We start from the raw sequence: 10,774 nt of genomic DNA, 5'->3' as shown, positions 1-10,774 counted from the left end.
GGGCGCAAGGCTTGCGCCCATCTCCCGGCTTGCGCCCATCTCCCGGCTTGCGCCCATCTCCCGGCTTGCGCCCATCTCCCGGCTTGCGCTTCTGCAAACAAGAGCCCTGTATCCGTTCATCTATACCAAATAATTAATTGTATGGTTATTTAGTTATGATTACCCGATGATTTTTTAAGGGAAAAAGGGAATAAGTGCTTATATTAATGTTGGGTTGAGTACCGATCACCCAACCTACTGGCTAAATTTTAAGGGTTTCATTGTCAAGCGGAGACAACGCCGTAAAAAAGGCGCCGGAAAATCTCTCTCCCCATTACTAGTCAACACCACAAAAGGAAAAGCGTTACAGTAAACTAAACCATTAGTTATTTCTGTACTCATATCAACAGCAGTTTCTTCTTGAGTATCTGTATAGGCAGTTCTTACTGTAACCTTGTCTACCTCTTCTTTGATTCTCTCCAACTCAGGAATTTCAAAACGTCCTTCTTCAAAGAGAGTTAATAAATCATTCGGCAAATCAATATCACTTTTATCTATCTCATCAATCAACAATACCCGAGGTTTCTTTCTAGGTAACAAAGCTGTACCCAAGGGACCGAGAGTAATATACTTTTCAATCTGTTTTAACTGCTGTTTTTGCTCTTCTTCCGTCAAATTTCCTTGATTTTGCTCTTTTAACTTATTATCTTTTTTTATCCTTCCCTCAAGCTTTTTATAAGCTGAAGACAATTGTTGACGAAAATCTTGATAGTATTTTGAAAGTAAATCAATAATTTCTTTTTCTTCATCTTGCTTATCAGGCATCTATTTCATTTCCTTCTTCTGCAACTTATCTATTGTTGTTTGTATTATTCTGTCCTAGAGTAATTCTGTGAGGAACTTCGCTACTAGTATAGCGCTATTTAATAAAGGAATATACGGATCTAATATTATTATTCTGTAGGGGCGCTCATACTTGCGCCCCTTCTGCTTTACCTCGATAATTTGGTGCGTTACTTTTTAGTTTCCCTTTTGTATTGCTTTCATGATTCGTTGCGTTACGCGCAGGGAGCGCACTTCACACCCTACTATTGCCCTATTTTATAAGCCTGTCTATTGCCCTATTTTAACTGAAACAGTCCACTACTTTTCTTCAAGACTTCAAGACTTCAAAACTCATTACTCATGTTTGGTGCGTTACGCGCATGGAGCGCTAACGCACCCTACTTGATGTAATATAATAAAAGGTAGTTAACGAGGTGTAACGCATCGCAAATTATTTTGTAATAAAAGCAAATCTGTTAAATTGCAAAATATAAGTTAACATATACCTCAAGAAAGACTATGTTATATCAAAATCCCTAGGTTTTAACTATAGGGAAAAAATCTAAATTGTGTTGTGTGAGGAGTAATTAAATAATGTTGAAACTAACTACCAAAAGTAGGTTTAATTCGCCGACAAATAGCTTAAATAACCAGCAGCAGCTATCATCTAATCCTCTATTTGGTACAGATGGCATCCGTGGTAAAGTAGGAGAAGTATTAACTCCTACCCTAGCAGAAGCAGTAGGATTTTGGTCAGGAAAAATATTACGAGAGTCAGCTATAACACCAGGACCAGTAATTATTGGCCAAGATTCCCGTAATTCTAGTCCCATGTTAGCAGAAGCGATCGCCTCGGGTCTAAATAGAGCAGGAGTAGAGGTTTGGCATCTAGGACTATGTCCAACTCCAGCAGTAGCTTATTTAGCCAAAGAAACTGCTGCCATAGGAGGCATTATGGTTTCAGCAAGTCATAACCCTCCCGAAGATAACGGAATTAAATTTTTTGAAGGTGACGGTCTAAAAATTAGCAAAAAACTAGCTAAAAATATAGAAAATGGGTTAAGAAACCAAGGAGAAATATTTAATTCTGATTTATTGACACCTCATACAGGTAAAACCCATAATTATCCTGAATTGACTCAAAACTATTTAGAGAGTATTTTAAATTCTCTCCCTGTAAAAACTAATTTTTCGGGCTTACGCATAGTATTAGATTTAGCCTGGGGGGCAGCAGTAAACTTAGCTCCCCAAGCATTTACAAAACTTGGCGCTGACGTGATTTGTTTACACTCCCAAGCAAATGGCGATCGCATCAATGTCAACTGTGGTTCAACTCATCTCCAACCTTTACAAACAGCAATTAAAGAATACAATGCGGATCTCGGTTTTGCCTTCGATGGAGATGCAGATAGAGTAATAGCAGTAGATTCAGCAGGCAGAATAATTGATGGTGACCACATTCTTTATTTTTGGGGTCAATACCTACAACAAAAAGATTTTTTACCCAATAACTTAATTGTAGCCACGGTAATGGCCAATCTAGGCTTTGAAAAGGCGTGGCAAAAACTCGGAGGTGAGATAATTCGTACTGCCGTAGGGGATCAACATGTACAATCACAAATGTGGTCCTCAGGGGCAATGTTAGGAGGTGAACAATCTGGTCACATTCTCTGTCACCACCACAGTGTCTCTGGTGACGGGATTCAAACAGCATTGCATCTGACATCTCTAGTTTGTGAAGGGAAAACTTGCCTCAAGACTTTGAGAGAAAATAGCTTTACTAGTTATCCTCAACTGTTGCGAAATGTACGAGTTAAAAATCGCCAAGTGTTAGAAACATGGAAAGATTGCCAAATAATCCAAAGGGCGATCGCCAAAGCTTCGGAAAATTTAGGTAACCAAGGTCGAGTTTTAGTTAGGGCTTCTGGTACTGAACCCTTAATTCGAGTTATGGTAGAAGCAAGAGATCATCATTTAGCCAATTACTGGACAGAACATTTAGTTACTGTAGTTAATAACCAATTAGCCTAACTTGAAAAAGGCTTTGAGAAGTAGGGTGTGAAGCGTGCGAAGCGCGTAACGCACCAAATTATCTGTAACTCACTCAGAGATGGGAATTGTGGGAAGAAGTAGTAACGCACCAAATTATCTGTAACTCAGTCAGAGATGATAAGTGCGATAAGTGTGAGGAGAGAAATGATAAAGCTCCCGGTGCTTGTTTATAAATACTATTTCATAATCGGATCTAATATAATGAATAGGAACATCAATTCCCTTGCTTTAAGCACAGCAGTAATTAACCTAGTAATATAGCATCTAGATAATTTATATTAATTGATTTATAAATAGTTATTATCACATAAAAAATTAATTATGCAGCGAGTAAATTTTAGAACTAAACCCAAAAAAAGAAAAGTCAAGAAAAATTCTTCTACCCCATCTTTATCAATAAGAGAACAACTAGAGAAAAAACGTCGAAATCGGGAGCTGGTTCAAAAAGCCTTGCTGAGTATTTCTTTAGGTTTAGTTTTTATTTTAGTTACTTCTATTCCTTTAATTTTAATAACAAATCTTAAAATAGGTTTAGCTATCCCAGTAGCAATTGCCACTTTATTTTTTTCTTATCAGTATCCACGAATGGCACTTTGGGCTTTTCTTATTTATATGCCTTTTTCTGGGACAATCACCTATAGTATTGGAGCTGGAAATATTGCTTTTCAATTAGCTAAAGATCTTTTCTATTTTGGGGCTTTTTTAGCATTAACAAAAGAATGTATAACTAAGAGAAAACCGATTTTGATGAAACAGCAATTAGTACCTACACTTTTGCTATTAGTTTTCTTCTGTTTCATGACCTATTTATTTGTCAATCTCAGCAGTGAATTTCTTCCCTACTGTGATAGTTTAAGTGAAGAAGAGAAGTTTTTACGGGATGCTAGTGGGGCATATATACTCAATCCAGAAACGGGACTAGTAATTTTTACTCCTTGTAAACAGGGACTTATATCTCTACAAGGACTGTTAGGATTAAAAGTATTACTTGGCTATATTCCTTTAATTTTTTGTGCCTACTACCTCATTGAAACCAAAGAGCAAATTATTTTCCTTGGTCGATTACTCGTAGTATTAGCTATTATCTGTTGTCTATTAGGATTATATCAATACCGTCTGCTTGCTAGTGGTGCTTGTGATGGAACTCGCTTTATGGAAGCAGTAGAGATTTATAAACCTCAATTACGGGCACGTTGTTTTATCGGGGGTGCTTTAGCCTTTAATCCCACTTTTGGAGCAGTTAGATTACCGGGTACATTTGTATCTCCTTGGCATTGGTCATGGTTTTTAATTGCTAACGCTGGGATTAGCTTTACTACGACTTTTAGTGATCCCTCTAAAAGATGGCGTTTAATTGGTGCGGGGGGAATGCTCTTAGTTTTAATCAATGCCTTCATTTGTGGACAAAGAATTGCACTACTTTTAGTCCCTATATTTTTTATGGTGATGTCAGTTTTAACTGGGCAAATTTTTAAATTCAAGAGATTTATACCTGTTGCTCTCGGTGTCGGTATATCGGTATTTTGGTTAATAGCAAAGAATCCTGAACTTGTTCAACGAAGAGTAGAGGATTTTGTAAATCGTTGGAATGCTGCACCACCCTATCTATTTATTGTTAATCAGTATAATTGGGCATTAGAAAATTTTGATGGAATCTTAGGCAATGGTTTAGGACTGGCGACAAATTCAGCTAGAGTTTTAGGAGATATTTTCCTTGTAGAAACTTTTCACGCCAGAATTTTTTACGAAATTGGGCCTTTTGGATTACTAGCTTTTATGATTTTTTTGACTCATTTAGTCATTGTCAGCTTTAATAGCTATCGCTCGACTCAAGATACAATTATGCGTAATTATGCTTCGAGCTTTTGGGTGTTTATTGTAATTATCAGTTATTTTCCCTACTGGTATCCCCTAGATACAGACCCAGTAGCGGTTTACTATTGGTTCTTCATTGGAGTTATTTTTAAAGCTGCGGTTATCGATCAACAAATCCGCAAGGAAAACAAAATATCTCCGCAACCACAAAACCACAAAAATAGAATAAAAGTTAGATTAAAAAAGAGTTAAAATCTATGGTGTTAAATTATTTTTAGCTTTAAAATCTTCAATTGCTTCTTCTAAAGATTGGGAGGAATTTTCGGTAATTAAATAAGCTTTAAAAGGCTGATTCTCGCTGAGATAAGCTAGGTATGATGATTGTAAATAGGGCTGATAGGCTAATTCATCTCGAATATAAACTGAGAAAAAGGCAGTTAAACTAGCAAAAATGTAATTATCAAGAATTTGAGGGGTAGGAAGAGTCACATTAGTGGTACTTTCAATTAAATCTGTTAAACCTCCATCAAGTTGAGAAAAATCTACGTGGGCTTGCCCTTCTTGCAGCATTAAATACTTATTTTCAGTTTCAAACCAAGGAAAAGATAAAGCCTGTTCAAAAACAAAGGGAGTAGCGGGATCGTAGTTACCAGCACCAATAAATACAGGAATCTCAATCTCAGCTAAACCATTAGGTCCAAATATGGCACTATTCACGGGATTACTAGCATAAATAGCTTTGACTCTAGGATCTCTAAAATCATAGTCTTTTTCTGGTAAATCCAAAAGTCTACACTGTAAAAGCAAGGAGGTATTACCAGTTTTAAAATAAGACTGGCATTCTTTTTTTAAATTACTAAAGTCAATTTTCCCTCCAGCTACAGCTAAAGCTGTGTAGCCACCGAAAGAATGTCCAAAAACACCAACCTCGTTCAAAAGTAGTTGATTGTTAAATTCACTATCATTACGTCTTTCCAGTTCATCAATTAAGTAGGTAATATCTAAAGGGCGATCAATAAATTCATCTAGAAGAAAAATCTCGCGGGAAATACCATCGATTAGTGCCTCTAGTTGTAGAGAATCACTACCGGGATGTTGTGGTGCTAATACTAAATAACCATAGGAGGCTAAATGCCGCGCATATTTACCAAAATCTTCAGGACGGGATGCTAAGCCATGGGAAAGAATAACTACAGGAGTTTTTTGGCTAGTTAAAGTCTCGGGAAGATGAACATCTACATAAAATTGGCGATCGCGCTCCGGGTCTCTGAGATTCCACTCTTCTCTGGTCACAGAAATTGGACCAAGTTGGCGTAAATCCGACATCTGATTATAGTTAATCGGAATATCTTCTTTTATTTCTTGTTGAGATAACTCCGCTGTTTTGTCGCTCAAAAATAGAGTGGCTTTAATCACAGTTTCAATATTCTTGGCTATCTCTAAAGATTTATTTAAATCAATTTCCACATTAACGGGTAGTTGACGAAGAAAACTCAGTAAACTCAATCCTTCTTCTGATAGTGCCGCTTGGATTACTGCACCTCGCAGAGGATACTTAGCATTTCTTCCTCCAGGAATATTAACTACATAGCCAAAACGACTGAGAATATCTTCACCAATTTCCGTATTAAAAAAGCGAGACAGTAACACCGGGTCTACATCTACTCTCGTGCGTAAAGCTTCTTGGAATTGATTTTTTTGCTCTGGAGTGGCATCTGCTAAGTTGAGATAAAATTTTAAATTTTGACTAACTGTGCCATCTTCAGCAAATTTTTCTAAAGAGTTAACTCTTAGAGGAAAATTAAACGGGGGATAAATAAAATAAATTGTTTCAGCAGCTAGGACAGAATTAGGCGTTATACCTATAGATACTAGTCCAGCCACCAGATAACCGAGTAAAGTATAAGGCTTCAAGGGAAATACACCTTGGTTTCATGTAATCGTACTTATAATAGTATCGTAAATCGTTCGAGGTGACCATTCTAATTCTCGTCGGGCTTTATCTCCTGTGACTCGAACACAACGATCATAAACATAGTGTATCCGTTCATTGTTTAATGGTGGATTCCAGGGGATAACTTTGCTACTTGTTTCTAATATTTGTCCTAATATCCTTGCTATTGATTCTGGTATTTCTCTAGGTACAGGTTTCCCGGTCTTTTGAGCTAAAATCTGAAACATTTCTTGAGTTTTTAGCTCTCCTGCCGAAATAATATACTTTTCTCCCGGTTTACCCTGTTTAGCTGCCAGTATCATCGCTTCTGCTAAGTCATCAACATGGACAATTCCTGTGAGGCGATCTCCACCTATCCACAATTTTAGTTTTCCTTCAGTAAATAGTTTAATTACTGGTCCAAAATGGGGATCATCAGGACCAAAAATTCCTGATGGTAGAATACTTACCACTGGTAAGCCTCTACTTGCCGCCTCATCTACCAGTTGTTGAGCCTGATATTTTGTGCGATCATAAGCTGAAGAAAAGTCCTGTTGTTTTCTGATAAAGCTTTCATCAACTATTTCTCCTTTAGTATCTCCAAAAATACCTATCGTACTACAGTAAACTAATTTAGTGATGGGTGTTTTTGCCGCTACACTGAGAACAGCTTGGGTGCCTTCAACGTTAACTCGGTGCATTTCCCTAGCATCAACTATACCCAAATCCACATAAGCTGCCGTATGGAAAACATAATCAACATCTTCCATAGCTTTAGTTAAAGCCTGTTTATCTGTAATATCGCCATAAACTAACTCTAGGTCGCAATCAGCGATACGAAAAAGATTACTCGATTGACGCACTAAACCTTTAACTGAATGTCCTTGTTTTATGAGTATTTTAACAAGATGAGAACCAGTGAAACCATTAGCACCTGTAATTAGCGATCGCATAAACTTTCATTTTCCTATCTTAACTAACATCAGTATTAGTAATGCACAACTATTATCTCAGGAATTCCTTATATAGCCAATAGACAGATAAGAAGCCGTATTCTCATATCTTGCATCAGAACAAAAGTACTAAATAGGCCAACAGTATTAGTAGGGTGCGTTAGGGCGAAGCCCGTAACGCACCACACACAGCATGTCGGGATTTGCTTAGTAAGCCACGGGAGAATCCACAATAGGGTTTAGAGAATTAGACTCATTGACAACATCTTTTTTGAATTCAATTTTCTGGGAATCTTGAGGAGTTAAAAACACAGTATTTTCTGGTTTAGGATAAACCAAGTGAGGTTGAGTAGCTTCTACTGAATCAAGGAGTTCATTTTTAATAGTTTCGTTGGCGGAGGTCAATTGTCGTTCTTCCCTTTGAAGTCTTTTTAACTTAACATATTCCTGATGCCAAGTTTTAGGAATAGTAACTGTTAAACCAAATACTGTTAAAACTGTGCCAATTAACAATAAAGAACATAAACAAGAACTATTATGTAAAAACATTAATATTTTTAACTCAACCGAAGCTTTTTTATATTGAGAAAATTCTTTTAATTGGCCTGTTTTGGAGGAAAACTTGGTGTTTTTACGAGTAAATTGAGGGTGTGTAACTACTGACATGGTATAATTACCTAAATAGAGTGTTATGAGTGTTATTTTAGGCAAAATTATATCAGATCCCCTCTAGATTATCATTGGGCTTTATTCTATTTCACTTATTCCTTAAAAACTTGTTGAGAGGGGATAAAACTGGACAAGGGTCTAGATTTTGCAAATTATTCACCCCCTCAGCACGAAAATTAGACCAACGAAATGGCCCTTGCTTAGCCGCTGATAACCAGAGTAAACGTTTAGCCCTAGTCATAGCCACATACAATAGGCGGTATTCTTCCGCTTTTTTGAGTTTTCCTGCCTCAGTCCACGCTTTTAGAGGGTTAGGTATGACTGGAGAATTGCCTTGGTATTGAGAATGGAGAGCACTTCTAAGTTGCCCACGAGCTACATCTGCTAGGGTAAATTCTCCTAGAAATTTAGCCGCTAGGGGAACATTTAATCTACCTGGAAGAATATTAGAGTGCAAAAAAGGAATAAACACATAATCCCAGTCTAATCCCTTGGCCTTGTGCATGGTGATAATCGTGAGTTGCTTGGCACGGGTATACTGTTCTTCATTATCCTCTTCTACAGCCTCAAAACTTTCACTGGTAACGATTTCTTGCAGGAGGGTAATAGCCAAGGGCAAAGAATTACGCCCTCTCATTTGTTGATGTATTTTTTCTGATAATTTTTGTACTGTAGCTAATTCGGAACCTGTATACTTTAAAGTCATTCCCAAAAAAGCAATTAATTGATAATGGGGCAATTCTATTTTTGCCTTAAGTAAATTGCAGCAGTAACGCCTAGTTTTCACTAAATCAGGAGAGAGAGATCCTTGTTTTTCTGGTAATGTTGGGTAGAGAAATTGTTCTGGATAGGTTGCTAGTATATTTAAATCTTGACTAGGAATTAGTTGACGTTGTTGTAATATTTCTAGAGCTCTTTTGATATTATCTGGAGAGTGAGGGCGGTGAATAAATAAGAGTAGGGAGAGGATTTCTTGAGGTATTTGTGAGTATCTTTGAGCTTCTGCTACTTCATAAACTCTAATTCCTGCTTTTTTCTGGAGATATTTCAGTTTTTGGGCCAGATAATTACTCTGTCGATTTTCTCTCACTAAAATAGCGGCACTATGATCTGGAGATTTTTGTAAAAGTTGCTCAACTCTTTGACCAATTAATTCTACAGTTTTATATACATCTTCGGGATAATGTATTTCTACTCCATCACCCTCGGGAGTGGGATTAGCGTCTGGTTGGGGATCATCTTCAGCAACAGGGACAATTTCTTGTTCGCGAAAAGGTAAATTAAGCGCCTGAGATCCCTGGTTATCCCAATGTTCATTGATCCAATGTAAAACATAGTTAGCTGAAGATATAATCACTCTACTACTACGCCCGGCTTGATTCATAGTTACTAGTTTATTTTGCTCCTGACAAGTTTGACAAAACCAGTTAAAGTAAAGGGGATCTGCTGGGGTAAAGGTGGTATTAATTGCCTGATTGGGGTCTCCTACTCGCACTAGGTTAGTATCCTCAAAGCTATGAGAATCTGGATTAGCCGCTAAAAGAGAAATTAATTTTTCTTGTAATAGGCTAGAATCTTGCGCTTCATCTTCAAAAACTGCATATATTTGTCCTTGCCAAGTTTTTCTCACAGTTTCATTTTCTAAGACTTTTAAAGCAGCTAAAATTAAATCATCATAGTCAATAAAGTTTTGAGCGGTCATTAGTTTTTGATAGAGATCATACAACCGGGCGGCGATCGCCAGTATTTGATATTCATCTTTCGCTTTTTCACTCAATTCCCACAAGTCTTGGGGTAATAAACCGGAGCTTTTTGCTTCTCTAATTACTGTATAGGCTAAACTGGGTAAAGCTTCTGTTCGTAATACCGATTGACGTCTCAGTTTTTCTGCTTCTTCTCCATCGAATCTAACTCCCTCAATTAGCCTTTGATAGAAATAGGGAGAGTCTGATATCCATCCTTCTACACAGTTGCGAATCAGTTGATGATTCCGATTCGGACTAATTACTGTAGCTGTATCAAAACTAAGGCTATGGAGTTCGGGGTTACGACTAGCAATATTCAAAGCTAAACCATGGAGAGTATGAACAGTAAATCCCCATTGAGGTAAACCCATTTGTTTGAGACATTCTCTTATTTTTTGCTTAATACCCGCCGCTGCTGAACGAGTATAAGTTACTATTACTAATTGACGTTGTAGATTTAGTTGAGCACGGGCTATAGTTAAAGCCGCAGCTACTGATAAGCTATAGGATTTTCCCGCGCCGGGTACGGCAGCTACCGCCATTTTACCCCCTTGCCAGTTAGCTAGTTCTTTTTGTCCTGGACGTAAACTATCTATTAGTGTTTTTTGATTACTTGTAAATAACATTAAATTTTCCACTAGTACTAGTGTACTGACTAGTCTGCTCGTGTATTGTATCATGTCCGTTCAATTAGTTATCGCAGTGAGATATTCTCCCCTTGAAGAAGCGAAAATAAAATCAATTTGATGCGCAAGCCGAAGATAAGGGCGCAAGCCGAAGATAAGGGCGCAAGCCGAAGATAA

General features: G+C 37.5%; 6 protein-coding genes and 1 pseudogene. 2 read left to right on the top strand and 5 right to left on the bottom strand.

Going from position 1 to position 10,774, the window contains the following annotated elements:
• Positions 1-255 precede the first annotated feature (255 nt).
• A pseudogene (locus MW688_RS15745) lies at positions 256-663 on the bottom strand (AAA family ATPase); the annotation flags it as partial.
• 735 nt (positions 664-1,398) lie between these two features.
• Here MW688_RS15745 and glmM point away from each other — a divergent pair.
• On the top strand, positions 1,399-2,835 hold the full coding sequence (gene glmM / locus MW688_RS15740; RefSeq protein ID WP_486736961.1) for a phosphoglucosamine mutase: 1,437 nt from the start codon (positions 1,399-1,401) through the stop codon (positions 2,833-2,835).
• Between the two features lie 342 nt (positions 2,836-3,177).
• Complete coding sequence (gene hpsL, locus MW688_RS15735; RefSeq protein WP_486736960.1) at positions 3,178-4,923, top strand: hormogonium polysaccharide biosynthesis protein HpsL; 1,746 nt, start codon at positions 3,178-3,180, stop codon at positions 4,921-4,923.
• A 3-nt stretch (positions 4,924-4,926) separates the two neighbouring features.
• Here hpsL and MW688_RS15730 read toward each other — a convergent pair whose 3' ends face one another.
• The 4 genes from MW688_RS15730 to MW688_RS15715 form a co-directional block, all read right to left on the bottom strand.
• Positions 4,927-6,585, bottom strand: a complete 1,659-nt coding sequence (locus MW688_RS15730; protein WP_486736959.1) for an alpha/beta hydrolase — start codon at positions 6,583-6,585, stop codon at positions 4,927-4,929.
• Between the two features lie 18 nt (positions 6,586-6,603).
• The gene (locus MW688_RS15725; protein WP_486736958.1) at positions 6,604-7,557 is read right to left on the bottom strand and encodes an NAD-dependent epimerase/dehydratase family protein; all 954 of its coding nucleotides are present in this window, start codon (positions 7,555-7,557) and stop codon (positions 6,604-6,606) included.
• Positions 7,558-7,764: 207 nt separating this feature from the next.
• Positions 7,765-8,223: a hypothetical protein gene (locus MW688_RS15720; RefSeq protein ID WP_486736957.1), complete on the bottom strand. Its 459-nt coding sequence runs from the start codon at positions 8,221-8,223 to the stop codon at positions 7,765-7,767.
• Positions 8,224-8,314: 91 nt separating this feature from the next.
• Positions 8,315-10,597, bottom strand: coding sequence for an ATP-dependent helicase (locus tag MW688_RS15715; RefSeq protein ID WP_486736956.1), 2,283 nt, complete (start codon positions 10,595-10,597; stop codon positions 8,315-8,317).
• Positions 10,598-10,774: the final 177 nt, after the last annotated feature.

Source organism: Johannesbaptistia floridana (assembly GCF_057440575.1).
Note: the sequence above shows the minus strand (reverse complement) of the source record. Positions and strands in the feature narration are given on the sequence as shown.

Coding starts and splice junctions, on each gene's coding strand:
- glmM (WP_486736961.1), top strand. CDS start 1,399: ATGTTGAAACTAACTACCAAAAGTAGGTTTAATTCGCCGACAAATAGC.
- hpsL (WP_486736960.1), top strand. CDS start 3,178: ATGCAGCGAGTAAATTTTAGAACTAAACCCAAAAAAAGAAAAGTCAAG.
- MW688_RS15725 (WP_486736958.1), bottom strand. CDS start 7,557: ATGCGATCGCTAATTACAGGTGCTAATGGTTTCACTGGTTCTCATCTT.
- MW688_RS15720 (WP_486736957.1), bottom strand. CDS start 8,223: ATGTCAGTAGTTACACACCCTCAATTTACTCGTAAAAACACCAAGTTT.
- MW688_RS15715 (WP_486736956.1), bottom strand. CDS start 10,597: ATGTTATTTACAAGTAATCAAAAAACACTAATAGATAGTTTACGTCCA.